Origin of the sequence: Acidovorax sp. 99, assembly GCF_003096455.1 — a bacterium.
Taxonomy (GTDB): Bacteria; Pseudomonadota; Gammaproteobacteria; order Burkholderiales; family Burkholderiaceae_C; genus Acidovorax; species Acidovorax delafieldii.
This window is the reverse complement of the sequence record NZ_QEKU01000001.1, coordinates 4590241-4614805: the sequence shown is the minus strand read 5'-3', so window position 1 is coordinate 4614805 and position 24565 is coordinate 4590241. Positions and strand designations below refer to the sequence as shown.

Genomic DNA, 24565 nt, shown 5'->3' with positions numbered 1-24565 from the left:
TTCGGACCTGTGCCTTTGGCAAGGGCAGGGCGTACGCCTGAGGCATCGACTGACAATCACCCCCAGGGCCGCCGCCTACAATGCAGCGGACTTTTCAACCCCATCACGAAAGGCCCCCCTGCGTGCAACCGACCCCCGCCATCTTCAAAGCCTATGACATCCGCGGCATCGTGCCGTCCACCCTGAACGAAGACGTGGCCTTGGGCCTGGGGCGGGCCTTTGGCACCGCTGCACGCGCGGAAGGGCAGACCACCGTGGCGGTGGGGCGCGATGGGCGCCTGTCCGGCCCGGCCATGTCGGCGGCGCTGATCCGGGGGCTGGTGGAGGCGGGCATCGAGGTGATCGACGTGGGCTTGGTCACCACGCCGCTGCTCTACTTTGCGGCCAGCACGCTGTGCACCAGTGGTATCCAGGTCACCGGCAGCCACAACCCCAAGGACTACAACGGCTTCAAGATGGTGCTGAACGGCCGCGCCATCTATGGCGATGAGATCCAGGGCCTGCGCCGCACCATGGAGCAGGAAAGCTGGCAGCTGCTGCCTGGCGGCTCGGTCCGCCACGTGGATGTGCTGCCCGCATACCGCGAACGCATTGTGGGTGACGTGAAGCTGGCCCGGCCGCTCAAGATCGTGGTGGACTGCGGCAACGGCATTGCCGGCGCGTCGGCCCCGGCCATCTTCCGTGCGCTGGGCTGCGAGGTGATCGAGCTGTTCTCGGAGGTGGACGGTAACTTCCCCAACCACCACCCCGACCCGAGCAAACCTGAAAACCTGCGTGACCTGATTGACGCCCTGAAGGCCAGCGATGCCGAGCTGGGCCTGGCCTTTGACGGCGACGGCGACCGCCTGGGCATTGTGACCAAGGACGGCACCAACATCTTCCCCGACCGCCAGATGATGCTGTTTGCGCAAGACGTGCTTTCGCGCGTGCCCGGCGGCGAGATCATCTTCGACGTGAAGTGCACCCAGCGCCTGGCGCCCGCCATTGCAGCGGCCGGTGGCGTGCCGGTGATGTTCAAGACAGGCCACTCGCTGATCAAGGCGCGCATGAAGGAGACGAACTCTCCCCTGGGTGGCGAGATGAGCGGCCACATCTTCTTCAAGGAACGCTGGTACGGCTTTGACGACGGTACCTATGCCGGCTGCCGCCTGCTGGAGATCTTGAGCCGCAGAAGCGACCCGAGCGCCGTGCTGAACGCGCTGCCCACCAGCTTCTCGACCCCCGAGCTGAACGTGGCCTGTGCCGAGGGCGAGCCGCACCGCCTGACGGCCGAGCTGCAGGCCCTGGCCGCAGAAACCTTTGCCGCGCCCGCCGCCATCAGCAGCATCGACGGCTTGCGCGTGGACTGGCCCGATGGCTTTGGCCTGATCCGCGCCAGCAACACCACCCCCGTGCTGGTGCTGCGCTTTGAGGGCCACACGCCCGACGCCCTGGCCCGCATCGAGGCCGCCATGCTGGCGCTGCTGCACCGGGTCAAGCCCGACGCCCATGTGGGCGCAGCCAGCCACTGATATCCCCTGCCGCACGCCCGATGCTGTCGCTCTCCACCCCCCTGTGTGTCGCTGCCGCCCAGACGCCGTCGGCGCCGGGCGACTTGGAGCGCAACCTGCAAACGCACCTGGCCTGCGTGCGGGCCGCTGCCCACCAGGGCGTGCAACTGCTGCAGTTCCCGGAGCTGTCGCTCATGGGCTACGAGCCAGCGCTCATGGCAGACCATGTACTGACGGCCGACCATCCCGTGCTGCTGGCCCTGCGCCAGGCCGCCCAAAGCCATGGCATGGCCCTGGTGGTGGGTGCTCCGGCGGAGCCTGCGGAGCAGGGCGCATTGCCCGCCATTGGTGCCTGGCTGCTGGGGCCTGACGGCAGCGTGGCGCTGTACCGCAAGCGCCATCTGCACAACAGCGAAGAGCAATTTGCCAGCGCGGGCACGGACGACGCGCAGGTGCAACTGGTGGCCGGCGAGCCCACGGCACTGGCTGTGTGCGCCGACATCACCCATCCCGAGCATGCCCAGGCGGCCCGTGGGGCGGGCGCGGCCCTGTATGCGGCGGGCGTGCTGATCTCCGAAAAGGCCTATGCGGCCGAATCGGCCATGCTGGAAGGCTACGCGCGTGACCACGACATGGCGGTGCTTGCCGCCAACTACAGCGGCACCTCCGGTGGCTACGTGAGTGCGGGGCGCAGCGCCTTCTGGGCGCCCGGTGGCCGCTGTGTGGTGGCTGCGCCCGGTGACGCGCCCTGCATCGTCTGGGCGCAGCGCAGCGACAGCGGCTGGGCGGGTGGTGTGCTGAGCCTGTCTGTGCCCGCATGAACGCCGCGCGGGCCCTGTATTCGCTGCTGACCTGGAGCGCGCAGCCGCTGCTGCGCCGCAAGCTGCGCCGCCGTGCAGTGGCCGAGCCGGGCTACGCCTACGCGGTGGGAGAGCGCTTTGGCCGCTATCCGGCCCCTATCGACAGCCTGATGCCCCACAGCAGCACCGACCCGCTGGGGCGGTTTGTGTGGGTGCATGCCGTGTCGCTGGGCGAAACCCGTGCCGCCGCCATCTTGCTGGCCCAGTTGCGTGAACAGCTGCCGGGCATGCGCCTGTTGCTCACCCACGGCACCGCCACAGGGCGGGCCGAGGGCGAAAAGCTGCTGCTGCCTGGCGACGTGCAGGTGTGGCAGCCCTGGGACACGCCGGGCGCCGTGGGTCGGTTTTTGCGCAAGTTCCGCCCGGCCATCGGCATCCTGATGGAAACCGAGGTATGGCCCAACCTGGTGGCGGGCTGCCGGCAGCGGCGCATTCCGCTGGTGCTGGCCAATGCGCGCTTCAACGAGATATCGCTGCGCAAGGCGCAGCGCCTGTCAGCCCTGGCGCGGCCTGCATATGGCGGCCTGACGGCAGTCTGGGCCCAGACGCAGGAAGACGCCACGCGGCTCGCGGCCATGGGCGCGCCGGTGCGTGGTGTGCTGGGCAACCTCAAGTTTGACGTGGTGCCCGACGCACAGCTGCTGGAGCGGGGCCGCGAGTGGCGCACGCGCACCGGCCGCCCGGTGGTCTTGCTGGCCAGCAGCCGCGAGGGCGAGGAGGCCATGTGGCTGGAGCAGATCCAGAAAATACGGAAAAAATCGCCCCAAGCGCTAGTGGATCATGCCTTGGCAGCTATCAATAGTGAAGCATCTGGCGACGATCTTCCCCCCGTGCAATGGCTCATCGTGCCGCGCCACCCGCAGCGGTTTGACGAGGTCCACCAGCTGCTGCAGCGGGCCGGCCTGTCGGTGTCGCGCCGCAGCACCTGGGCGGCGGCACCTGCGGCCGCTGACGTGTGGCTGGGGGACTCGATCGGCGAAATGGCGCTGTATTACGGCCTGGCCGATGTGGCTTTGCTGGGCGGGAGTTTTGCCCCGCTGGGCGGCCAGAACCTGATCGAGGCGGCCGCCTGCGGTTGCCCCGTGGTGCTGGGCCCGCACACCTTCAACTTTGCCGAGGCGGCTGAGCTCGCGTGCGCGGCAGGGGCCGCACAGCGGGTGCCTGACCTGGCGCAAGGGATGGCCCAGGCTGCAGCGCTGGCAGGGGATGCCCGCGCGCACGAAGAAGCCAGCGAGCGGGCCACCCGCTTTGCCGCCACGCACCGAGGGGCTGCGCAGGCCACGGCGCGTGCGATTGTGGTGCTGGTGCAGCCCGAGGGCGGCCTGCACTAGGCTTCAGCAATTCATGCACGGGATGCACCCCGGCGCGGGGTGCAAGGACCCATTACTTGGCCAGCAGTGCGTTGACCGCTTCGATGTCCTGCTGCGACAGTGTGCCTGCCGCCTGGCGCAGCTTGAGGCCGCCCAGCAGCACGTTGTAGCGGGCCTGGGCCAGGTCACGCTTGGTCTGATAGAGCTGGCTTTGGGCGTTGAGCACGTCGATGTTGATGCGCACACCCACCTGGTAGCCCAGCTTGTTGGCGTCCAGCGCGCTCTGGCTGGAGGCTTCGGCCGCTTCCAGGGCCTGCACCTGGCCCTGGCCGGACTGCACGCCGTAGAACGCCGCGCGCGTGGCCTGTGCCACGTTGCGGCGGGCAGTTTCGAGGTCGGCCTCGGCCTTGGTTTCGAGGGCCAGGGTTTCCTTCACGCGGTTTTGCACGGCAAAGCCTGCAAACAGGGGGAGGTTCAGTGCCACGCCCACGCTGGCGGCATTGCTGCGGGCCGTGACGCCGGGCGACGTGATGGTGCCGTGCAGGTTGCGCGTGACGTTGTAGCCCGCCTGCAGGTCCACCGTGGGCAGGTGCCCGGTTTCGGCTTTTTTGGTCTCCAGCCGCGCAATGTCCAGCGCAATGGCGGCCTGGCGCACGCCGGGCTGCTGGTCGCGGGCGGTGTCCACCCAGGTGGCAAGGTTGTCCGGCACTACGCCGGGCAGTTGCACCGGCAGTGCCAGGGGCTGCGGCTTGGTGCCGGCGATGCCGACCAGCTGGTCCAGCGCCAGGCGCTTGACGCGCAGGTCGTTCTCGGCGGCGATCTCCTGGGCAATCACCAGGTCGTAACGGGCCTGGGCTTCACGCGAATCGGTCACGGTGGTGGTGCCGACCTCGAAATTGCGCTTGGCGGCGGCCAGTTGCTCGGACACGGCGGCCTTCTGGGCCTGCACAAAGGTGAGGGTGTCTTGCGCAGCCAGCACGTCGAAGTAAGCCTGGCTCACCCGCACCAGCAGGTCTTGGGTGGCGGCATCCAGCTGGGCCTGGGCCACATCCACGCCGCGCTGGCCTTGTTCCAGCGTGATGCGATTGGCAGGCCGGTACAGCGGCTGGGAGGCATTGACCCCCACGGTCTGTGCCGTGCCGGTGTTCTCGATCTTGGGTTTGCTCAGCTCCACGTTGGAGCGGGTGAGGCCTCCGGTGAGTGCGGCGGAAGGCAGCAGGCCGGCGCGGGCCTGGTCGGCCTTGCGGGCTGCGGCGTCCAGTTGCGCACGCGCCGACTGCCAGGCCGTGTCATAGGTGCGGGCCGATTCCACCAGTTGCAGCAGGCTTTGGGCCTGGGCTGGCGCACACAGCGCTGCGCCCAGCGCCAGGGACAGGATGGACAGGGACAGAGGCCTAAACGGTGTCATTGGGGGGTCCTTCGGAAGAGTCTGCGAATCGAATCGGGGTGAGCAGCGGCGGGCAGCACTGGGGCATGGGTGCGGCAAGTGCGGTCCATCAACAACGGTCCATCAACCACAAAGGGCGTCAGTAGCGCGGCACCGCCGGATCGCTTTCGTGCGACCAGGCGTCAATACCGCCGGTGATGTTGGCCAGATGCTCGAACCCGTGGTGCTGCAAGAACGAGGCCACGCGCAGGCTGCGGGCGCCGTGGTGGCACAGGCAGGCAATAGGGCGTTGCGCCTGGCGGGCGGGCTCCAGCTCGGCCAGCCGCGCGGGCAACTCGCCCATGGGGATGGCCACCAGCTCAAACCCGTCGGCGCGCACGCTGGCGGTCTGCAGCTCCCAGGGCTCACGCACGTCCAGCACCAGGGGCTGGCTGCCTTCAGGTGCAGCGGCAAACCAGGCAGACAGCTGGGCGGGGCGGACGTGATCGATCATGCAAAACTCCGAAGGCAACCGAAGGGCAGGGGGTCAGAACGTGAAGCCAGAGGGCTCGGGGAAGTTCACCAGGCGCGGCGCGATGGTGTCCCAGGGCGATGTGGTCTCAAAGCGGTCGCCGGTGCGGCGGGTCAGGGTGAAACGCATCACGGGCTCGCCACCCACGATGGCGCCCAGGCGGCCCCCATCGCGCAGCAGGGACAGCAGGTGGCTGGGCACCTCGGCCACGGAGCCACTGAGCACAATCACGTCAAACGGGCCGTCAGGGATGGCATCGCGGGCTCCATCGGCCTGGCGCACGTCGGCGTTCTGCACGCCCGCGTCGCGCAGGTTCTCGCGGGCCATCTCGGCCAGCTCGGGGTGGATTTCGAGGGACACCACGCGCTCGGCGCGTGCGGCCAGCAGGGCGGCCATGTAGCCCGAGCCGGCGCCGATTTCGAGCACGCGGTCGGTGGGCAAAATCCGCAGGTCTTGCAGGATGCGCGCTTCCACGCGGGGTTGCAGCATGCTGTGGCCTTTGCGTACGGCTTCTTCAGCGTCCGTGCCCAGCAGGGGGACTTCAATGTCCATGAAGGCCATGCTGCGGTAGGCCGGGGGCACAAAGTCTTCGCGGCGCACCACGGCCAGCAGGTCCAGCACGTCGGCGTCGAGCACATTCCAGGGGCGGATCTGCTGCTCGATCATGTTGTAGCGGGCCTGGGCGATGGGATCGCTGATGTTGGCGGACGTGTTCAGGGGCAGGTTCATGGGATTTCTCCGTGGGGCAGATGCAAGGCCGATCGGGGCGATCAGGACAAACCTTCGATTTTAGGCGCTGCCGGGGCGCGTCCCATCTTGCGAAGCGCCCACTGGGCCAAGTCATCCATGTAGCAATACACCACCGGCACCACCACCAGGGTCAAGAGAGAAGAGGTAATGACCCCGCCGATCACGGCCTGGCCCATGGGCGCGCGCTGCTCGGACCCTTCGGACAACGCGAACGCCAATGGCACCATGCCGAAAATCATGGCCAGCGTGGTCATGAGGATGGGGCGCAGCCGCACCCGGGCGGCCAGCAGCAGCGCGTCAGCGCGGGGCAGGCCGGGCACGGTCTGGCCCTGGTCATTCACGTGTTCCTCGCGGGCACGGATCGCAAAGTCCACCAGCAGGATGGCGTTCTTGGTCACCAGCCCCATCAGCATCACCACGCCGATGATGGAGAACATCGACAGCGTGGAGCGGAACATCAGCAGCGCCAGCACCACACCGATCAGCGTGAGTGGCAGCGAGGTCATGAGCGCAAGCGGCTGCAAAAAGCTCTTGAACTGGCTCGCCAGGATCATGTAGATGAAGATGATGGCCATGGCCAGTGCCGAGATGGCATAGCCAAACGATTCGGCCATATTCTTGGTGGAGCCGCCAAACTGGTAGCGGTAACCCGGCGGGAAGGTCACGGTCTCCAGCGCCTTCTTGATGTCGTTCGACACTTCACCGGCCGAGCGCTGGGACACGTTGGCGTTCACCGCCACTTCGCGGGTCAGGTCGCGGCGGTTGATCTGGTTGGCGCCGGTGGATTCGGTGACGCTGGCGACCTGGTTCAGGCGCACGATGCGGGTCGTACCATCGGTGGCGGCCAGGGCAAAGGGCAGGCGCTCCAGGTCGGCCGGGGTGGTGCGCGCCTCGGGCGCCAAGCGCACATTCACGTCATAGGTCTGGTCGTCGGGCGCACGCCAGTTGCCCACCGTGGTGCCTGCCACCAGCGTGCGCAGCGAGGCCGCCATGGGCGCCACCGACAGGCCCAGGTCCGACGCCACTTCACGCTTCACATCCAGCGCAATCACGGGCTTGTCAGGCTTGGCGCTGGTGTCCAGGTCCACCAGGCCGGGAATGTCGCGGATCTTCTCGGTGACGATTTTGGTCAGGCGCTCCAGTTCGCGCAGGTCGGGCCCCTGCAGCGAGAACTCCACCTGCTTCTGGCCGCCCACCGCGTCCAGCAGGCCCACATGGGTCACGGTGATGCCGGGCACGGTCTTGAGGCGCTCGCGCAGCACGTCGGACATCTGGTCCACGCTGCGGCTGCGGTCCCTGCGGTCCACCAGCCGCACATAAATGCTGGCGTACATCTTGCCCTGGGCGTTGCCGGTGTTGATGGTGGACAGCGTGTAGCGCACCTCGGGCATCTCACGCAGGATGGCCTCCACCTGTTTGGCCTTGGCTTCGGTGGCTTCGAGCGAAGAACCCACAGGGGTGTAGAAGTTCAGCGTGGTTTCCGAAAAGTCGGCCTTGGGCACGAACTCGGTGCCCAGCAGCGGCACCATGACCACGCTCAACACGAACACCGCCAGCGCGATCACCATGGTGGCCAGCTTGTGCACCAGCGACCACCGCAGGATGTGCTGATAGCCCTCTGCCAGCGCATCGGTGGCGCGGTCAAACCAGCCGGTGACGCGGCCAATGGTCTTGTCGTAGAAAGTGACGGGCGCCGTCTTTTGGCCGTGCGCATGAATGCTCGGGTCGTGCCAGATGCTCGACAGCATCGGGTCGAGCGTGAAGCTCACAAACATCGAAATCATCACCGCCGCGACGATGGTGATGCCGAACTCGTGGAAGAACTTGCCGATGATCCCGCCCATGAAGCCGATGGGCATGAACACTGCCACGATGGACAGCGTGGTGGCCAGCACCGCCAGGCCGATCTCCTGCGTGCCGTCCATGGCGGCCGCGTAGGCGCCTTTGCCCATCTGTACGTGGCGCACGATGTTCTCGCGCACCACGATGGCGTCGTCGATCAGCAGCCCCACGCACAGGCTCAGCGCCATGAGCGTGATCATGTTGATGGTGAAGCCAAACATGTTCATGAACAGGAACGTGCCGATCAGCGCGATGGGCAGCGTCAACCCGGTGATCACAGTGGAGCGCCAGGAGTTCAGGAACAGAAAGACGATGAGCACCGTGAGGATGGCCCCCTCGATCAGCGTCTGGCGCACGTTGTTGACCGCCACGCGGATCGGGCGGGCGCTATCGCCAATGGTTTCGAGCCGCACCCCGGGTGGCAGCTGGTTCTTCAGTTCCACCACGGCGGCGTTCAGGCCATCGACCACCTCAATGGTGTTCTCGCCTTGCGACTTTTGGACCGACAGCAGCAGCGTGCGCTGGCCGTTGTAGAGCGCCAGGCTTTCCACTTCCTGCGCGCCGTCGTTGACGCGGGCCACCTGGTCCAGGCGCACCGGCGCCCCGTTCTTGCGGGCCACGATGATCTTGCCGAAATCCTCGGGCCGCTCCATGCGCGCGTCGATCTGCACCACGCGCTCCTGCGCCAGCGAGCGGATCGCACCCACAGGAAGGTCCTGGTTCTCGTTGCGCACGGCATTGGCCACCTGGTCGGGGGTGACGCCAAAGGCTTCCAGGGCCTGTGGGTTGAGGTAGATGTTGATTTCGCGCTTGGTAGCACCCACCAGGTTCACCGCGCCCACGCCGCGCACGTTTTCCAGGCGCTTCTTCAGGATCTGCTCGGCCCAGGTGGTCAGTTCCACCGCGTTGCGATCCGATTTTTCGTCGGGCAACACGGCCAGCGACCATACGGCGCGGCTGGCGGGGTCAAAACGCAGCACGCGTGGCTCCTTGACCTCGGTGCGCAGCAAGGGGCGCACGGTGGCGACCTTTTCGCGCACGTCTTCGGCGGCCTTGCGGCCGTCGATGTGGAGCTGGAACTCGATGATGACAACCGCCGTGCCCTCATAGCTGCGCGAGGTGAGAGCGTTGATGCCCGCAATCGAGTTGACCCCTTCCTCGATCTTTTTGGTGACCTCGCTCTCGACGATTTCAGGCGACGCACCGGGGTAGTCCACGGTGACCACCACCACCGGGAAGTCGATGTTGGGAAACTGATCGACCTTGAGGCGCTGGTACGAGAACAGGCCCAGCACGACGATGGCGAGCATCACCATCGTGGCGAACACGGGGTTTTTAAGACTGACTTTGGTGAACCACATGGCGCGTCAGCTGGTCAGGGCGCAGTGCGCGAGGCGGGAGCGGCTTGTGGCGCAGCAGTTGCCGCCGCCACGGGCGTGCCCTCGCGCAGCGAACCCATGCGGCCCGCAATGACCGTCGTGCCCACGGGTACGCCGTCCACCGCGACCAGGGTCTGCCCATTGACCACGGCGCGCGCTCCCGTCTGCACCGGCGCATAGGCCACGCGGCCCTCCTTGATCGTCTGGAGATAGGGTGCCGGTTTGTCGGTGCGCACGGCATCCAATGGAACGGTCAGTACCTGCGCACTGCCCGTGGCCAGAAGGCCTTGCACAAACAGGCCCTGGCGCAGGCTGGCGTTGTGGGGTGCCTGATCCACCCGCAAATAGACTGGCACGGTGCGGCTGCCCGCCTGGGCGCTGGGGTTGATGCGCACGACGGTGGCTTGTACCAGCGCCGAGGCGCCTTCGACCGTGAGCTGGGCCTTCTGACCCACACGCACGCCGACGGAGTCAGCCGGGGTGAGCAGGGCTTCGAGTTCCAGGCGGGAGAGGTCCACCACTTCGATGATGCGAGCGTCGATGGGCACCCGCTCTCCCGGCTGGGCCAGGCGCTGCGCCACCAGGCCGCTGATGGGGCTTTTGAGGACAGTGTCTTCCAGCGCCTTGCGGGCGACATCGGCGGCCGATACGGCGGCCTGGTAGCTGGATTGGGCCGCTTCCAGGCTGGCCTGCGAGGTGACCAGCGCCGTGGCAGAGATAAAGCCCTGGTCTACCAGTGCACGGTTGTTGTTGTACTGCCGCTGGTTGATGTCCACCTGCGATTTGGCTGCATCGGCCTGTTGCTGGGCCTGGCGCAGGCGTGCACGGGCTTCGGTCGGGTCGATGCGTGCCACTTCCTGGCCCGCCTTGACGCTGTCGCCTTCGCGCAAAGTCAGGCCCTGCAGCTCGCCGGCCACGCGTGCCTTGACCATGGCCGAGTCCACGGCACGCAACGAGCCTGATACCGGTACCCCCAGCGAGAGTTGGGACGATTGCACGGTGATCACTTCGTCGGCCGCCAGCTGCAGCGGTGCCTCGGCCCGTTGTGTGGACGCCTCGGCCAAAGCCTTCTGCTGCGCCTGCCGCGCCGCCATGGCACGCCAGACACCGCCACCGAGCAGCACGACAACGACGGCCGCAGCCATCCAGGGAATCCAGCGTTTCATGGTCAGGGTGTGCGCGAGCGCGTGAAAGAAGGGGGAGGGGACGGCTTGTCAGACGGCAATGTGCCTGCTGCGCCGGAAGCCGCAGGCGCCTCGGGGCGCACACACAGGCCGTGCAGGATGTTGTCGATCTGCGTCTCGATGTATTGCTCAGGCGTCAGCTCCTGGGCATCAGGCACGCAGGCGCCCACTGAGTGCTTCCACATCATGAGGAAGATCATGGGGGCCAGCACCAGGTACACGGCGTAGTCGAGGTTCACGGGGCGGAATTCGCCCCGCGCAATGCCACGCTCCAGGATGCGGCGAATCAGCGCCTGGCCGGGCAGGATGACTTCGTGCTGGTAAAACTGCGCAATCTCGGGGAAGTTCTGCGCCTCGCTGAGCATGAGCTTGGTAATGCCTGAGGCCTTGGTGCACCCGATGCGTTCCCACCAGACCTGGTAGCAATAGCGCAGGACCTCGCTGGTGGTTCCCACAAAGGTCTCCAGCTCGCTGTTCCACTCGGCGAAGCGGCCGGCTATGTTTTCGCGCACCACCGCCTTGAAGAGCTCTTCCTTGCTGGGGAAGTACAGAAACAGCGTGCCCTTGGATACCCCTGCGCGCGCCGCCACCTCATCCACCCGTGTGGCGGCAAACCCTTTCTCGACAAACAGGTCGAGGGCAGCCTCCAGCAGCTCTCCCGGGCGGGCTTCCTTGCGGCGCTCGCGTTTGGTGCTGGTCGTGGCAGAGGAGGGTGGGGGGGGAGTGGTCAAACCGGCTATTTTTAATGACTGACTGGTTAGTAATGTAGCCAGTGCCTGTGGGCGCGTCAATGCGGCCTTGTCACATGCCGCCAAAAAGCGCGCCGTTTCGCATTGCTGCGGTGCACATCTCTCCTTGCTGGCACGGTGGTTGCGTGCGCTCGGTGCAGTGCACCGGTGCCGCAAATGTCTGCAGCAAGACAAATTTCGCTCCTAAATGTCTTATTGACAGGACATTAGAACTATTCCTAATATGACCTCCATGCCGTCCAACAATCTGCCGCTCCCCAAGTACCACCAGATCTATCTGGTGCTGCGCGAGCAGTTGCAAGAGGGGCGGTTTGCCGATGGTCTGCCGGGCGAACTGGCGCTGATGCGGCAGTTCGCGGTGGCGCGTGTCACGGTGCGCCGCGCGCTGGAGCTGCTGGAAGGCGAGGGCATGATCTCCCGCGAGCCCGGCCGGGGCACCCGCCCTTTGGCTCCCGCCCCAGCCACCGCCAACGGCGCGGGCGGCGAGGGCGAGAGCAGCCGCGCGCATCTCACCGGCCTGCTGGAGAACCTGGTCAGCATGGGCCTGCGCACCTCGGTCAAGGTGCTGGATGTGGATACGGTCACAGCATCGCGTGCCGTGGCCGGTGCACTGAATATTGCAGTGGGCGACGCCGTGCAAAAGGCGGTCCGGGTGCGGAGCACCAAAGAGGGGCCGCTGTCGCACATCACCACCTATGTGCCCGCCGACATTGCCCGCCAGTTCGGACGGCGCGAGCTGGCGCGCAAGCCCATCCTGGTGCTGCTCGAAGAGTCGGGCGTCAAGGTGGGCCGCGCGCACCAGACCATCTCGGCCAAGCTGGCTGACGCTGTCGTGGCCCGGCACCTGGATGTCTCGGTGGGCTCGGCACTGCTGGCTGTGCGCCGTCTCATCTATGACGACCAGGAGCGCCCTGTGCAGTGGCTGCACGGCCTCTACCGGCCGGACCGCTACGAATACGAAATGCAGCTGTCCCGTGTGGGCAGCATCGACGCCAAGGTCTGGGTCAGCAAAGAGCTGTCGGCCCAGTTCCACTGAATCCGTTCCTCCAACCTCAACCCGACCCACCTGCCAGGAGAATGCCCATGAGTACTCGCCGCCATTTCATGTCCCAGTCGGCTGCCGCCGCGTCGGCGCTGGCCTTCCCGCTGGTGGGCGGGGCGCAGGCCAAGTCCGTCAAGGTGGGGGTGCTGCACCCGGTGACCGGCGCACTGGCCTATTCGGGCCAGCAATGCCGCGAAGGCGCGATGATGGCCATTGAAGACATCAACAAGGCTGGTGGCATCAAGGCTCTGGGCGGCGCCAAGCTCGAAGCCCTGCTGGGCGATGCGCAGTCACAGCCTCAGGCCGGTGCCGCCGAGGTCGAGAAGATGAATGAAGCGGGCGTGTCTGCCGTGGTGGGGGCGTTTGCCTCGGCCATCTGCCTGGCCACTACGCAGGCCGCTGCCAAGTACAACCTGCCGCACATCGTGGATGTGGGTGTGGCCGACCAGATTGTGGAGCGCGGCCTCAAGAACACCTTCCGCTTTGGCCCCGGCTACAAGAAATGCGCCGAGACCGCCGTGGCCAACCTGCATGTGCTGAACACGGCCGCAGGCAAGCCCGCCAAAACAGTGATGATCATCCATGAAGAATCGCTGTTTGGCACCGGCACTGCGCAACTGCTGGCGCGTGAGCTGCCCGGCTACGGCTACGAGGTCAAGGAAGTCGTCAAGCACGCCAACCCCACGCGCGACTTCAACAACATCGTGCTGCGCATGAAGGCGATCAACCCCGACATCGTCATACCCGCCAACTATTACAACGAATACGCATTGCTGGTGCGCACCATGCAGCAGCAAAAGGTCACGCCCAAGGCGATCTACTCGGTGCTGGGTGGGGCGGCGTCGAGCTACAAGTTCGTCAAGGAGTTTCCGGACGCTGCCAACGGCATCATCGACTGCAACCACTGGTTCAATCCCAAGGACAAGCGCGCGCAGGACCTGAAGAAGCGGGTCGAGGCCAAGGGCCTGTTCTTCAGCTACGAGCTGTTCATGACCTACACCTCGATGTGGCTGCTGGCCGATGCGCTGGAGCGCGCCAAGTCGATGGACCGTGCCGCCCTCATCGACGCACTGGAAAAGAGCACCTTTGCCGATCACATCATGCCGTACGGCCCGACCAAATTCGTCAATGGACAGAACCAGGGTGCCCAGCCGCTCATGACCCAGGTGCTGAACAAGGACATCAAGGTCATCGTCCCGCGTGACTACCGCGAAGCGGACCCGCTCTTCCCGCTGAAGGCCTGACACCCACCAATTTTCGGCCCTGAATGCAGGGGCTGCGGGGCGCTCCCACGCGGAGCGCCAGGCCGCGCCTTTGCCTGAACGCCGGACTCCACACCCATGTTCGAGCTCAGCATCCTCTTTCCCTCCCTCCTGAACGGCCTGACGACGGGCGCGGTCTATGCCCTGATCGCGCTCGGGCTCACGCTGATCTACGGCGTGCTGCACATCATCAACTTCGCGCATGGCGCGTCGCTGATGCTGGCGCTGTACGCCGTGTACCTGCTCAAGCAGCACTTCGGGCTCGACCCCTACCTGGCGCTGCCCATCCTGGTGCCTGGCATGTTCGCCCTGGGCTATGGCCTGCAGCGCCTGGTGATCAACCGCGCCAGCCACGGCAAGGACGAGAACATCCTGCTGGTCACGCTGGGCATCTCCATCGTGATGGAGAACCTCGCCCTGTTGTTCTTCAAGTCCGACACGCGCACCATCGAAACGGCCTACACGCTGACCACCGTCGCTGTAGGCCCCGCCATGATTGCGCTTCCGAAGCTGGTGGCCTTTGCCGGGGCGCTGGTGGTGTCGGGCGTCTTGCTCTGGATCGTCGGCAAGACGGACCTGGGCCGCGCCATCCGTGCCGTGGCCAAGGAAAAGCATGGCGCCAAGCTCATGGGCATCAACGTGGAACACGTGTACGCGATGAGCTTTGGCATCGGCCTGGCTTGCCTGGGGGCGGCCGCGTGCTTTCTGCTACCGGCTTACTACGTGAATCCGCAGGTGGGCAGCGGCTTTGTGCTGGTGGCTTTCACCATCGTGGTGCTGGGCGGCATGGGCAGCTTTTCCGGCGCGCTGGTGGGAGGGCTGCTGATTGGGGTGGTGGAGTCGCTGGGCGGCCTGTATCTGGGCGAATCCCTGGGGCAGATCGGCATCTTTGCCATCTTCATCGCGGTGTTGCTGTTCCGCCCGCAGGGCTTGTTTGGAGCCAAGGCATGAAGCAACTCTGGACCATTGGAGTGTTCGCGGCCATCGTGGCGGCCGTGACGGGCGTGTCGGACTCCGGCGTGCTGCTCAACTTTGTGACGATGGCGCTCTACGCTGCCTTGCTGGCCCAGGCATGGAACATCCTGGGCGGCTTTGGCGGGCAGTTCTCGTTCGGCCATGCACTGTTCTTTGGCACGGGCGCCTACATCCAGGCCATTGCGCAGATGCAAGGAGGCATCAACCCCTGGGTGGCCTTGCCCATGGCCGTGGCGGGCAGTGCGCTGGTGGGGTTGTTCGTGGGCGGGCTGTCGTTCCGCTACGGGCTCAAGGGTTCGTACTTTGCGCTGGTCACGCTGGCCTTTGCCGAGGTGTTCCGCATCCTGGCGCTGTCGGTGCCGTTCACCGGGGCGGGTGTGGGCCTGATGCTGCCGCTCAAGGAGTCGCTGGGCAACATGCAGTTCGGATCGCGCAAGGGCTATGTGTTTCTCATCCTGGCGCTGGTCACGCTGGCGCTGCTGGTGAGCTGGTGGCTCAAGAACTCGCGTTTTGGCGCCTGGCTGCAGGCCGTGCGCGACAACGAAGACGCGGCGCGCGCCATTGGCGTGAATCCTTTCAACGTGAAGATGGGCGCCATCGCACTGTCTGGCGGTTTCATGGGCGCAGCCGGTGCGTTTTATGTGCAGGTGTTCCAGTACATCGACCCGGGCATTGCCTACGGCTCCGTCACGTCGGTAGAGGCCCTGGTGGCCGCCATCGTGGGCGGCATCGGCACCGTTTGGGGGCCCGTGCTGGGCGCCCTGGTGCTGCACATCCTGGCCGACATCACGCGCAACCTGTTCGGACAGCTGCCGGGCATCAACATGGTGATCTACGGCGTGGTGCTGGTACTCATCGTGATGTTCCTGCCGCGTGGTATCGCAGGCATTGGGCAGTCGGTGGTGGCGGTGTGGAAACGTTCGGGAGGCCGCCATGGCCAATGACCTGTTGCAGCTCAGTGGCCTGAGCAAATCCTTCGGCGGCCTGAAAGCCGTGCAAAACGTGAGCCTGGCGGTGCCAGAAGGTTCGTTAACGGCGCTGATTGGCCCCAATGGCGCAGGCAAGACCACGCTGTTTGCCCTGATGTCGGGCTTTGTACGGCCCGACGCAGGCACGGTGCGCTTCGCAGGTCAGGACATCACCGCCCAGGCGCCCCATCTCAATGCCCGGCTGGGCATGACGCGCACCTTCCAGATCGTGCAGCCGTTTGCGGCACAAACCGTGCGTGAAAACATTGCCGTGGGCGCGCACCTGAGGGAGCCCAACCGCCGCGCGGCGCTGGCGCTGGCCAGCGACGTAGCGGCCCGCGTGGGCCTTTCGCCACAGCTGGACAAGCCTGCAGCCGACCTCACGGTGGCGGGCCGCAAGCGGCTGGAACTGGCGCGCGCGCTGGCGACACAACCGCGCCTGCTGCTGCTCGATGAAGTGCTGGCGGGCCTCAACCCCCAGGAGATTGCCGAGATGATTCCCGTGGTGCGCGGCATTGCCGATGGTGGCGTGACCGTGTTGATGATCGAGCACGTGATGCAGGCCGTGATGAACCTGGCCGAGCATGTGTGGGTGCTGGCGCAGGGCCAGTTGATTGCCGAGGGCAGCCCGGGCGTGGTGACGTCCGACGAGCGCGTGATCGAGGCCTACCTGGGCCACGGCACGGCGGCGCGCCTGCGTGCCGCTGCCGCGAAGGAGGCCGCATGAGCAGCGCCGTACCATCGTCCGCATCCAGCCCCTTGCTCAGCGTGGCGGGCTTGCGCGGCGGCTACGGCCGCGTCGAGGTCCTGCGGGGCGTGGACCTGCAGGTCCAGCCCGGCGAGACCGTGGCCCTGCTGGGCAGTAACGGCGCGGGCAAATCCACCTTCAACAACGTCGTGTGTGGCATTTACAAGGCCTGGGACGGTACTGTCGCTTTTGGCGGTGCGGACCTGAGCGGCGCGCACTACACCGAGGTCGTCAAGGCCGGGCTGATCCAGGTACCCGAAGGGCGCAAAATTTTCCCGAACCTCAGCGTGCTCGAAAACCTCGCGCTGGGCAGCTTCACCCGCGCACGGGAGCGCCGGGCCGACAACATCGACAAGGTGTTTGCCACCTTTCCACGCCTGAAGGAGCGCACCACCCAGCTCGCGGGCACCATGAGCGGCGGCGAGCAGCAGATGCTGGCCATTGGCCGGGGCCTGATGGCCGAACCCCGCCTGCTGATCCTGGACGAGCCCTCGCTGGGCCTGTCGCCCCTGCTGGTCGAGGAGATGTTCGGCCTGATTCGCCAGCTGCGTGCCACCGGACTGGCGGTGTTGCTGGTCGAGCAGAACGTGGGCCAGTCGCTGGAGATTGCGGACCGTGCCTACGTGATGGAAAACGGCAGCATCCGCTTTTCCGGCGCGCCCGACGAACTGCTGCGCAGCGACGACCTGCGCCGCGCCTATCTGGGCCTTTGAATCCCATGCTCCTCGGCCATGCCATCCCGTTTGACCAAGGCAGGGTGATGCCTGCGCTGTGACCGTAGAAGGAGACACCACACCATGATCCAACGCCGCAGAATCCTCCAAGCTTTTGCCCCTGTGCCGGCCATGCTGATGGGTGTGCGGGCCTTTGCCCAGTCCACACCCATCCGCATCCTAGTCGGCGCCCCGGCCGGCGGCTCCACCGACACCCTGGCGCGCACCCTGTCCATCGAAATGGGCCGCCTGCTGGGCCGCACCGTGATCGTCGAGAACCGGCCCGGTGCGGGCGGCAACATTGCCGCCGATGCGGTGGCCAAGGCCGCACCCGATGGCAACACGCTGCTCATGAGCTTCACCAGCCATGCCATCAACGCCAGCCTCTACCCCTCGCTGCCGTTTGACCCTGTCAAGGACTTCACCCCGCTGACCTGTGTGGCCACCTCGCCCTCGGTGCTGGTGGCCCACCCCTCGCTGCCTGCCAAAGATGTGCGTGAGCTGATCGCGCTGGCCAAGGCCAAGCCAGGCAAGCTCAACTTTGCGATTGGCGCGGTGGGTTCATCGCTGCATCTGGCGGGCGATGCCTTCAAGATGCAGTCGGGCGCCTACATCGTCAACATCCCGTACCGGGGCACTGCGCCCGCGTTGCAGGATGTGCTGGCCGGGCAGGTCGACCTGATGTTCGCCGCCGTCGGCAATGCACAGGCGCAGATCCGCGCGGGCAAGCTCAAGGCGTTGGGCGTGACCAGTGCCAAGCGCCTGCCCGCCTTTCCGGATGTGCCTGCGATTGCCGAGGTGCTGCCGGGCTACGAATCCAGCGCCTGGTTTGGCCTGTTTGGCCCGGGGCAGATGAACCCCGAGCTGGCCAAGCGTCTGAGCGATGCCGCACGCCAGGCCATTGCCACCCCCGACGTGAAAAAGCGGCTGGAGCTGGAGGGCGCCGTGCCCGTGGGCAACAGCCCGGACGAGTTTGCGCGTTTTGTGCAGGCCGAAATCCCGCGCTGGGCCAAGGTGGTGAAGTTTGCCGGGGCCAAACCCGAATGACCGCCACCCCTGATGTTGTGGCCAGCACCCTGGCCCAGAAGCTGGTGGCCCGCGCCAGCGGCCGCGCCAGCGTCACACCCGGTGAAATCGTGAACTGCCGGGTGGATCTCGCCATGTTCCACGACTCGTCCGGCCCCCGGCGCCTCAAACCCATGCTCGACGAACTGGGCGCGCAGATCTGGGACAAATCGCGCGTGGTCCTTGTCATGGACCACTACCTGCCCGAGCGCGACGAAGAATCCCGCCGCATCGTGCGCATCGCCCGCGACTGGGCGCGCGAGCAGGCTTTGCCCCATGTGTATGACGGCCAGGGCATCTGCCATGTGGTGGTGCCCCAGCACGGACATATCCGCCCCGGCATGTTCTGCGTGGGCGGCGACTCGCATTCGCCCACAGGCGGTGCATTCGGCGCCTACATGTTTGGCATCGGCAGCACCGAAATGCTGGGCGTGGTGGTGACCGGCGAAATCTGGCTGCGCGTGCCCCACACCTTGCAGATGCATTGGAGCGGACAGCTGGCCCCCGGTGTGACCGCCAAGGACATGATGCTGCACATGATTGGCCGCTTTGGCATGAACGGCGGCCAGTACCAGGCCGTGGAGTTTGCTGGCCCCGCCGTGCAGGCGCTGGGCATGCAGGAACGCATGACGCTCTCGAACATGAGCGCCGAGCTGGGCGCCCAGGCCGGTCTGATTGCCCCCGACGCCACCACACGCGAGTGGTTGCGGGCGGCGGGCGTGCCCGACGCAGACCTTCAGGGGCTGGATGCCTGGCGCACGGATGAAGGCGCGGCCCTCACGCGCCACACCTTTGACGCCACCACGCTCACGCCGCAGGTCGCTGCGCCCCATAGCCCGGCCAACTCCGCACCTGTGGCACAGCACGCAGGGCAGGGCATCGACGTGGCCTACATCGGTGCCTGCACGGGCGCCAAGCTGGACGACCTGCGCGCTGCCGCCTCGGTGCTGCGCGGCAAACGCGTGGCCAGTGGAGTGCGCCTGATGGTGGCCCCTGCCAGCCAGCAGGACCAGGCCGCTGCGCGCGACGAGGGCGTTCTGCAGGTGCTGCAGGACGCGGGGGCCGAACTGTTCCCTACCACTTGCGGTGCCTGCGCAGGCTATGGCGACACGGTAGGAGACAACACCACCGTCATCTCCAGCACCGCCCGCAACTTCAAGGGCCGCATGGGCTCGGCCACCGCGCAGGTGTATCTGGCGTCGCCGTACACCGTGGCGGCATCGGCCGTGCGCGGCTGCATCACCGACCCCCGCGAGGTACTCGCATGAGCATGATTCACCCCTTGAGTCGCTTCGCGCCTTCCCCCTCTCTCGCTGCGCGGGAGGGGGACGCCACCGGTGGCCTGGCAAAGCCAGTTCCACGGTGGCACTGGTCTGGGCCTTGCCGGTTTCATACACCGCGCGTTGGATGAACGACATGACGAATATTCACAGGGTATGGCGCCTTGGCGCTGACATCGACACCGATGTACTCGCCCCCGGCCATGCCATGAAGCACGGTCTGGACGTGCTGGCGCGCCACTGCCTCGAATCGGTGCGGCCCGATTTCGTGGGCGGTGTGCGCAAGGGCGATGTGATCGTGGCTGGCCCCAACTTCGGCATTGGCTCCTCGCGCGAGCAGGCGGCCGCCGTGCTGGTGCGGCTGGGCATCGTCGCGGTCATCGCACCGTCGTTCAGCGGCCTGTACTTTCGCAACGCCTTCAACCTGGGCCTGCTGCTGCTGACCTGCGCCGAGGCCGATGCACTGGGTGCGCTGGGTGACGGCGATGCCGTCACGCTCGACTGGCAAGCGCCCGCTGTCATCACCCCCCAGGGCCGCGCGCTGGCCTGCGATCCGATTCCCCCGTTTCTCATGGACATGGTGCGCGCTGGCGGTCTGCTGAACCAGTTGCGCACCCGCTTTGGCAAGGAGGCCGTCAATGGCTGAACACAACACCACCACCACCGCACCGCCCTCGATGGACCCTGTCACCCTGGCTGTCTTGCGCGGCCGCCTGGAGCAGATCGCCGACGAGATGGATGCCACGCTGTACCGCAGCGCGTTCAACCCCATCATTGCCGAGGCGCACGATGCCTGCCACGGCCTGTACGACGCCGTCAGTGGCGACACGCTGGTGCAGGGCAAATCGGGCCTGCCCGTGTTTGTGGGGGCGATGGCTTTCGCCGTGCGCGCTGCCATGCGGGCAGCGGGCGAGCGCGGTGGCATCACGGCGGGCGACACCTGGCTGTTCAACGACCCCTACGAGGGTGGCACGCACGCCAACGACTTCAAGCTGGTGCGGCCCTTCTTTCGCGGTGGCAAGCTGTACTGCTTTCTGGCATCGGCCGCGCACTGGCACGATGTGGGCGGCAACGTGCCCGGCAACTACAACCCGGCCGCCACCGAATGCTGGCAGGAGGCCGTGCAGATCCCGCCCGTGCGCATCGTGCGCGGCGGCGTATTCGACGACGACGTGCTCGCCATCCTCAAGGCCAACACCCGCCTGCCCGACAGCCTGTGGGGCGACTTGAACGGTCAGCTGGCCGCGCTGGACCTGGGCGAGCGGCGCCTGCACGACCTGCTGGACCAATATGGTGACGCCCTGGTGCAGCAGGCCATGGGGGAACTGCGCACTCGCGCCGTCAAGCTCATGCAGTCGCACATCGCGGCGCTGCCCGACGGGCGCTACAGCTTCAGCGACATCCTGGACAACGACGGCGTGAAGGACGAACCGCTGACCATCGCCCTCGACATGACGGTGCAGGGCGAGCGTCTCACGCTCGACTTCTCGCGCACCTCGCCGCAATGCGCCGGGCCCGTCAACATTTCGCGCGCCACGGCGATTGCGGCGTGCTACGTGGCGCTCAAGCATCTCTTTCCCGATGTGCCTGCCAATGCCGGTGTGCTGGACGCGGTGGACTTTGTATTGCCCGAGGGGCTAGTCATCAGCGCCGCACGGCCACGCCCGGTGGGTGGCTACACCGAGACCATCCTGCGCATGATCGATGTGATCTTCAGCGCCACTGCGCAGGCCGACCCCAAGCGCGCCATGGCCCAGGCCTACGGCACCATCAACGCACTGTCCATCGCCGGGCTGCGCACCGACGCCGCGCGCAAGGGCCAGCGCTGGGTCATGTTCAGCTTTTTTGGTGGCGGCCACGGCGGGCACAGCGATGGCGATGGCCTGAGCCATGGCAATGCACCCATCTCCACCGCCACCATCCCGCCGCTCGAAATTCTGGAGGCTGCGTACCCCGTGCGCTTCACGCAATGGGCACTGCGCCCCGATTCGGGCGGTGATGGCGAGCACCGCGGCGGCCTGGGTGCGATCTATGAAATCGAGCTGCTGGAGCAGGACGCCGAGGTGTTCATCTTTGGCGAGCGCGGCAAGGCCGCACCCCAAGGCATTTCGGGCGGTAGCGCTAGTTCCATGAACGTCTTCAGCTATGAAAACAATAGTGAATGGAAGCAGCCACCCATGCGCTCCAAGATGATCGGCATCCGCCTGAAGCAGGGCGAGCGCGTGCGGCTGGAAACCCCCGGTGGCGGTGGGTACGGTGTACCGGCCGCACGGGCCGCAGCAGCGCGTGATAAGGATTTGGCGATGGGCTACGTCACTGCCCCCGCCACAGCGAAAGGCAAGGCATGAGCAGCGGCAAGGTTTCGGATCAGGCTTCGTATGTGGTGGGCGTGGACGTGGGCGGCACGTTCACCGACCTGTTTGTACTGGACGAGCGCGATGGCAGCGCCCGCATCGTCAAGGTGCCCAGCACCCGGGGCGAGGAGGCGCGCGGTTTCATGAACGGCGTGGCGCGCGTGGCCGACTCGGCCGCGCAGATCGCCACCATCGTGCACGGCACCACCGTGGGTACCAATGCGCTGCTGGAGCGCAAGGTGGCACGCACCGGCATCATCACCACCCGCGGCTTTCGCGATGTGCTGGAGATGCGCCGCCGCGACCGGCCGCAGACCTGGGGCCTGCGCGGCAGCTTCGAGCCCATCGTGCCGCGCAACCTGCGCCTGGAGGTGGACGAGCGTGTGCTGGCCGATGGCACGGTGCACAAGCCCGTGGACATCGACCAGGTCAAGGCCCAGGCGCGCGCGCTGCTGGAGGCGGGCTGCGAGGCTGTCTGCGTGTTCTTCATCAACACCTACGCCAACCCCGCCAACGAGCAGGCCGCCGTGGCCGCCGTGCGCAGCGTGTGGCCCAACCCGCATGTGACGGCCGCCAGCGAGGTGCTGCCCGAAATCCGCGAGTTCGAGCGCTGCTCCACGGCCACGCTCAACGCCGCCCTGCAGCCCGTGGTGGGCAGCTACCTGGAGCGGCTGGAGGGCGACCTGCGCACGCAGGGCTTTGGTGGCGAGCTGCTCATCGTGCAAAGCAACGGCGGCGTGATGTCGCGCCAGACGGCCTGCGATGTGCCGGTGCGCACCGCGCTCTCGGGCCCGGCGGCGGGCGTGATTGCCTGCGCGGCGATTGCGCGTGCGGCAGGCTTCCCCGATGTGATCACAGGCGATATGGGCGGCACCTCGTTCGACGTGTCGCTGGTGGCCAAGGGCGAGGCGGCGTTGGCCGCACAGACGGCCATTGAATTTGGCATGGTGGTGCGCTCGCCCATGATCCAGATCGAGACCATCGGCGCGGGTGGTGGCTCCATTGCCTCGGTGGACGCCAGCGGCATGCTGCAGGTGGGCCCCGAGTCGGCCGGTAGCATCCCCGGCCCGGCCTGCTATGGCCGAGGCAACACCCGGCCCACGGTCACCGATGCCAACGTGCTGCTGGGCCGTATCGCCGCCGACCGGCCCCTGGGCGGTGGCCTGCTGGCCGCCATGGACGCGCAAAAGTCGCGCGACGCCATCGAGACCCATGTGGCCCGACCCCTGGGCCTGGATGTGATGGCAGCCGCCGAAGCCATCCTCACGGTGGCCAACGCCAAGATGGCGGGCGCTGTGCGCGTGGTGTCCATCGAGCGCGGGCACGACCCGCGCCAGTTTGCCTACATGCCGTTTGGCGGCGGCGGCGCGCTGCATGTGTGCGCCATGATGCGCGAGGTGGGCGTGGGCACGGGCATCGTGCCGCGCTACCCCGGCGTCACCTCCGCCCTGGGCTGTGTGATGGCCGACATGCGCCACGACGCCGTGCAGACGCTGAACAAACCTCTGGCCGAACTGGACGTGGCCGACCTGCGTCGGCGCGTGGCCACACTGGCCGCCACCTGCCAGCAGCGGCTCGATTCGGCGGGCGTGAAGTTTGTGGAAGTGCAGGAAATCATTGCGCTGGACATGCTCTACGCCGGGCAGACCCACACCGTGCAGGTGCCCGTGGCGGCTGATGCGCTGAGCCACGAAGGCATCCGCGCTGCGTTCGAGGCCGCCTACCGCGCCGCCTTTGGCCGTGTGCTCGACGACATCGCCGTGCGGGTGATGAACCTGCGCTACGCCCGCGTGGGCGTGCGTCCCAAGTTCGACCTGACGGTGTTGGCCCCGCAGACCACCACGGTGAACCCCTCGCTGGGTGTGCAGCGCGTGTTCCACGCCGGCCGCTGGTGGGACGCCGCGCGCCACGCACGCCTGGACCTGCCTGTGGGCACCCGCATCGACGGCCCGGCCATCCTGGAGCAGCCCGACACCACGGTGTGGCTGGAGCCTGGCTTCAGCGCCACGGTGGACCCGCTGGGCAATCTGCTGGTGCGGGCCGACGGGGAGGGCGCAGCATGAGCCACGGCGCACCTAACCCGAGCATCAACCCGCACCACGCCGCGCTGGTCATCATCGACCTGCAAAACGACTTTTTGGCCCCGGACGGCGCCTACGCGCGCGGTGGCGCGGTGAGCGCTGCCGCCCAGGCCTTGCCACCCCGGGTGGCGGCGGTGGCCAAGGCACTCAAGGCGGCGGGCGGCATGGTGGTGGGCAGCCAGTTCACCCTGTGGCCCGATGCGCAGGGCGAACCCATGGTGTCGCCACACCTCAAGGCTCTGCGCCCGTTTCTGCGGCGCGGTGACTTTGCGCCCGGCAGCACAGGCCAGGCCCATGTGGCCGAGATCGCACCGTGGGTGGACGTGTCGGTGTGCAAGGTGGCGTATTCAGCTTTCTTCAACACCCAGCTGGACTGGGTGCTGCGCCGCGCAGGCATCACCACCGTGGCCGTGTGCGGCATCGTCACCAACGGGGGCGTGGCCAGCACGGTGCGCGATGCACACATGCGCGACTACCAGACGCTGGTGCTGTCCGACGGCTGCGCGGCCTTCAAGCAGGCAGTGCACGACACCTCGGTGGCCGACATGGCCAACGTGGCCCAGGTGCTGACCTGCGCCGACTTTGCTGCCGCTGTGGCCGCCCCTTCCGCATGAA

At 66.7% G+C, this 24565-nt stretch carries 21 protein-coding genes; 15 read left to right on the top strand and 6 right to left on the bottom strand.

The features are described from left to right. The first annotated feature begins 122 nt into the window (after positions 1 to 122). From C8C95_RS21230 to C8C95_RS21220, 3 genes are read left to right on the top strand one after another with little or no spacing between them, the layout of a single operon-like run. A complete protein-coding gene (locus C8C95_RS21230; RefSeq protein WP_116749898.1) occupies positions 123 to 1511 on the top strand; it encodes a phosphomannomutase/phosphoglucomutase in 1389 nt (462 codons plus the stop codon). Between the two features lie 20 nt (positions 1512 to 1531). Beyond that, positions 1532 to 2311, top strand: a complete 780-nt coding sequence (locus tag C8C95_RS21225) for a carbon-nitrogen hydrolase family protein (protein ID WP_116749897.1) — start codon at positions 1532 to 1534, stop codon at positions 2309 to 2311. Next, positions 2308 to 3681, top strand: coding sequence for a 3-deoxy-D-manno-octulosonic acid transferase (locus tag C8C95_RS21220; protein ID WP_116749896.1), 1374 nt, complete (start codon positions 2308 to 2310; stop codon positions 3679 to 3681). Before C8C95_RS21225 ends, C8C95_RS21220 begins: the two co-directional genes overlap by 4 nt. A 52-nt stretch (positions 3682 to 3733) precedes the next feature. On the opposite strand, the gene C8C95_RS21215 is transcribed toward C8C95_RS21220, so the two are convergent. The 6 genes from C8C95_RS21215 to C8C95_RS21190 form a co-directional block, all read right to left on the bottom strand. After that, entirely contained in the window at positions 3734 to 5068 is a 1335-nt protein-coding gene (locus C8C95_RS21215; RefSeq protein WP_056744773.1) for a TolC family outer membrane protein, read from the bottom strand. Positions 5069 to 5186: 118 nt separating this feature from the next. Further along, positions 5187 to 5540, bottom strand: coding sequence for a rhodanese-like domain-containing protein (locus C8C95_RS21210; RefSeq protein WP_055401749.1), 354 nt, complete (start codon positions 5538 to 5540; stop codon positions 5187 to 5189). Positions 5541 to 5573: 33 nt separating this feature from the next. Beyond that, entirely contained in the window at positions 5574 to 6287 is a 714-nt protein-coding gene (locus tag C8C95_RS21205) for a protein-L-isoaspartate O-methyltransferase (RefSeq protein ID WP_116749895.1), read from the bottom strand. A 41-nt stretch (positions 6288 to 6328) separates the two neighbouring features. Then, on the bottom strand, positions 6329 to 9511 hold the full coding sequence (locus C8C95_RS21200; RefSeq protein ID WP_116749894.1) for an efflux RND transporter permease subunit: 3183 nt from the start codon (positions 9509 to 9511) through the stop codon (positions 6329 to 6331). Between the two features lie 14 nt (positions 9512 to 9525). Beyond that, on the bottom strand, positions 9526 to 10695 hold the full coding sequence (locus C8C95_RS21195) for an efflux RND transporter periplasmic adaptor subunit (RefSeq protein ID WP_116749893.1): 1170 nt from the start codon (positions 10693 to 10695) through the stop codon (positions 9526 to 9528). A 2-nt stretch (positions 10696 to 10697) separates the two neighbouring features. Further along, positions 10698 to 11444, bottom strand: a complete 747-nt coding sequence (locus C8C95_RS21190; protein WP_116749892.1) for a TetR/AcrR family transcriptional regulator — start codon at positions 11442 to 11444, stop codon at positions 10698 to 10700. A 241-nt stretch (positions 11445 to 11685) separates the two neighbouring features. Here C8C95_RS21190 and C8C95_RS21185 point away from each other — a divergent pair, with 241 nt between their 5' ends. The 12 genes from C8C95_RS21185 to C8C95_RS21130 all read left to right on the top strand — a co-directional run bounded on the left by C8C95_RS21185 (position 11686) and on the right by C8C95_RS21130 (position 24564). Further along, entirely contained in the window at positions 11686 to 12498 is an 813-nt protein-coding gene (locus C8C95_RS21185) for a GntR family transcriptional regulator (RefSeq protein ID WP_199737480.1), read from the top strand. 47 nt (positions 12499 to 12545) lie between these two features. After that, a complete protein-coding gene (locus C8C95_RS21180) occupies positions 12546 to 13748 on the top strand; it encodes an ABC transporter substrate-binding protein (RefSeq protein ID WP_116749891.1) in 1203 nt (400 codons plus the stop codon). Between the two features lie 96 nt (positions 13749 to 13844). After that, positions 13845 to 14717: a branched-chain amino acid ABC transporter permease gene (locus C8C95_RS21175; protein ID WP_116749890.1), complete on the top strand. Its 873-nt coding sequence runs from the start codon at positions 13845 to 13847 to the stop codon at positions 14715 to 14717. Beyond that, positions 14714 to 15685, top strand: coding sequence for a branched-chain amino acid ABC transporter permease (locus C8C95_RS21170; RefSeq protein WP_116749889.1), 972 nt, complete (start codon positions 14714 to 14716; stop codon positions 15683 to 15685). Before C8C95_RS21175 ends, C8C95_RS21170 begins: the two co-directional genes overlap by 4 nt. After that, a complete protein-coding gene (locus C8C95_RS21165; RefSeq protein ID WP_116749888.1) occupies positions 15675 to 16436 on the top strand; it encodes an ABC transporter ATP-binding protein in 762 nt (253 codons plus the stop codon). The genes C8C95_RS21170 and C8C95_RS21165 overlap by 11 nt, the downstream gene beginning before the upstream one ends. Then, the gene (locus C8C95_RS21160) at positions 16433 to 17170 is read left to right on the top strand and encodes an ABC transporter ATP-binding protein (RefSeq protein WP_056744789.1); all 738 of its coding nucleotides are present in this window, start codon (positions 16433 to 16435) and stop codon (positions 17168 to 17170) included. The genes C8C95_RS21165 and C8C95_RS21160 overlap by 4 nt, the downstream gene beginning before the upstream one ends. 132 nt (positions 17171 to 17302) lie before the next feature. Continuing rightward, entirely contained in the window at positions 17303 to 18217 is a 915-nt protein-coding gene (locus C8C95_RS21155) for a tripartite tricarboxylate transporter substrate binding protein (RefSeq protein WP_116750399.1), read from the top strand. After that, positions 18214 to 19503 (top strand): 3-isopropylmalate dehydratase large subunit, encoded by a 1290-nt coding sequence (locus C8C95_RS21150; protein ID WP_116749887.1) that lies wholly within the window; start codon positions 18214 to 18216, stop codon positions 19501 to 19503. The genes C8C95_RS21155 and C8C95_RS21150 overlap by 4 nt, the downstream gene beginning before the upstream one ends. 139 nt (positions 19504 to 19642) lie before the next feature. Beyond that, positions 19643 to 20161, top strand: coding sequence for a 3-isopropylmalate dehydratase (locus tag C8C95_RS21145; RefSeq protein WP_116749886.1), 519 nt, complete (start codon positions 19643 to 19645; stop codon positions 20159 to 20161). Then, on the top strand, positions 20154 to 21863 hold the full coding sequence (locus C8C95_RS21140) for a hydantoinase B/oxoprolinase family protein (RefSeq protein WP_207780629.1): 1710 nt from the start codon (positions 20154 to 20156) through the stop codon (positions 21861 to 21863). Before C8C95_RS21145 ends, C8C95_RS21140 begins: the two co-directional genes overlap by 8 nt. Next, a complete protein-coding gene (locus tag C8C95_RS21135) occupies positions 21860 to 23932 on the top strand; it encodes a hydantoinase/oxoprolinase family protein (protein ID WP_116749885.1) in 2073 nt (690 codons plus the stop codon). The genes C8C95_RS21140 and C8C95_RS21135 overlap by 4 nt, the downstream gene beginning before the upstream one ends. Continuing rightward, the gene (locus C8C95_RS21130) at positions 23929 to 24564 is read left to right on the top strand and encodes an isochorismatase family cysteine hydrolase (RefSeq protein WP_116749884.1); all 636 of its coding nucleotides are present in this window, start codon (positions 23929 to 23931) and stop codon (positions 24562 to 24564) included. The genes C8C95_RS21135 and C8C95_RS21130 overlap by 4 nt, the downstream gene beginning before the upstream one ends. Position 24565 lies beyond the last annotated feature (1 nt).

What these genes read in the sequence shown, in the direction of transcription:
- C8C95_RS21140 (WP_207780629.1), top strand. Translation starts at nt 20,154, where the DNA reads ATGGCTGAACACAACACCACCACCACCGCACCGCCCTCGATGGACCCT.
- C8C95_RS21145 (WP_116749886.1), top strand. Translation starts at nt 19,643, where the DNA reads ATGAACGACATGACGAATATTCACAGGGTATGGCGCCTTGGCGCTGAC.
- C8C95_RS21225 (WP_116749897.1), top strand. Translation starts at nt 1,532, where the DNA reads ATGCTGTCGCTCTCCACCCCCCTGTGTGTCGCTGCCGCCCAGACGCCG.
- C8C95_RS21185 (WP_199737480.1), top strand. Translation starts at nt 11,686, where the DNA reads ATGACCTCCATGCCGTCCAACAATCTGCCGCTCCCCAAGTACCACCAG.
- C8C95_RS21220 (WP_116749896.1), top strand. Translation starts at nt 2,308, where the DNA reads ATGAACGCCGCGCGGGCCCTGTATTCGCTGCTGACCTGGAGCGCGCAG.
- C8C95_RS21130 (WP_116749884.1), top strand. Translation starts at nt 23,929, where the DNA reads ATGAGCCACGGCGCACCTAACCCGAGCATCAACCCGCACCACGCCGCG.
- C8C95_RS21160 (WP_056744789.1), top strand. Translation starts at nt 16,433, where the DNA reads ATGAGCAGCGCCGTACCATCGTCCGCATCCAGCCCCTTGCTCAGCGTG.
- C8C95_RS21150 (WP_116749887.1), top strand. Translation starts at nt 18,214, where the DNA reads ATGACCGCCACCCCTGATGTTGTGGCCAGCACCCTGGCCCAGAAGCTG.
- C8C95_RS21200 (WP_116749894.1), bottom strand. Translation starts at nt 9,511, where the DNA reads ATGTGGTTCACCAAAGTCAGTCTTAAAAACCCCGTGTTCGCCACGATG.
- C8C95_RS21170 (WP_116749889.1), top strand. Translation starts at nt 14,714, where the DNA reads ATGAAGCAACTCTGGACCATTGGAGTGTTCGCGGCCATCGTGGCGGCC.
- C8C95_RS21165 (WP_116749888.1), top strand. Translation starts at nt 15,675, where the DNA reads ATGGCCAATGACCTGTTGCAGCTCAGTGGCCTGAGCAAATCCTTCGGC.
- C8C95_RS21195 (WP_116749893.1), bottom strand. Translation starts at nt 10,695, where the DNA reads ATGAAACGCTGGATTCCCTGGATGGCTGCGGCCGTCGTTGTCGTGCTG.
- C8C95_RS21215 (WP_056744773.1), bottom strand. Translation starts at nt 5,068, where the DNA reads ATGACACCGTTTAGGCCTCTGTCCCTGTCCATCCTGTCCCTGGCGCTG.
- C8C95_RS21155 (WP_116750399.1), top strand. Translation starts at nt 17,303, where the DNA reads ATGCTGATGGGTGTGCGGGCCTTTGCCCAGTCCACACCCATCCGCATC.
- C8C95_RS21175 (WP_116749890.1), top strand. Translation starts at nt 13,845, where the DNA reads ATGTTCGAGCTCAGCATCCTCTTTCCCTCCCTCCTGAACGGCCTGACG.
- C8C95_RS21210 (WP_055401749.1), bottom strand. Translation starts at nt 5,540, where the DNA reads ATGATCGATCACGTCCGCCCCGCCCAGCTGTCTGCCTGGTTTGCCGCT.
- C8C95_RS21135 (WP_116749885.1), top strand. Translation starts at nt 21,860, where the DNA reads ATGAGCAGCGGCAAGGTTTCGGATCAGGCTTCGTATGTGGTGGGCGTG.
- C8C95_RS21205 (WP_116749895.1), bottom strand. Translation starts at nt 6,287, where the DNA reads ATGAACCTGCCCCTGAACACGTCCGCCAACATCAGCGATCCCATCGCC.
- C8C95_RS21180 (WP_116749891.1), top strand. Translation starts at nt 12,546, where the DNA reads ATGAGTACTCGCCGCCATTTCATGTCCCAGTCGGCTGCCGCCGCGTCG.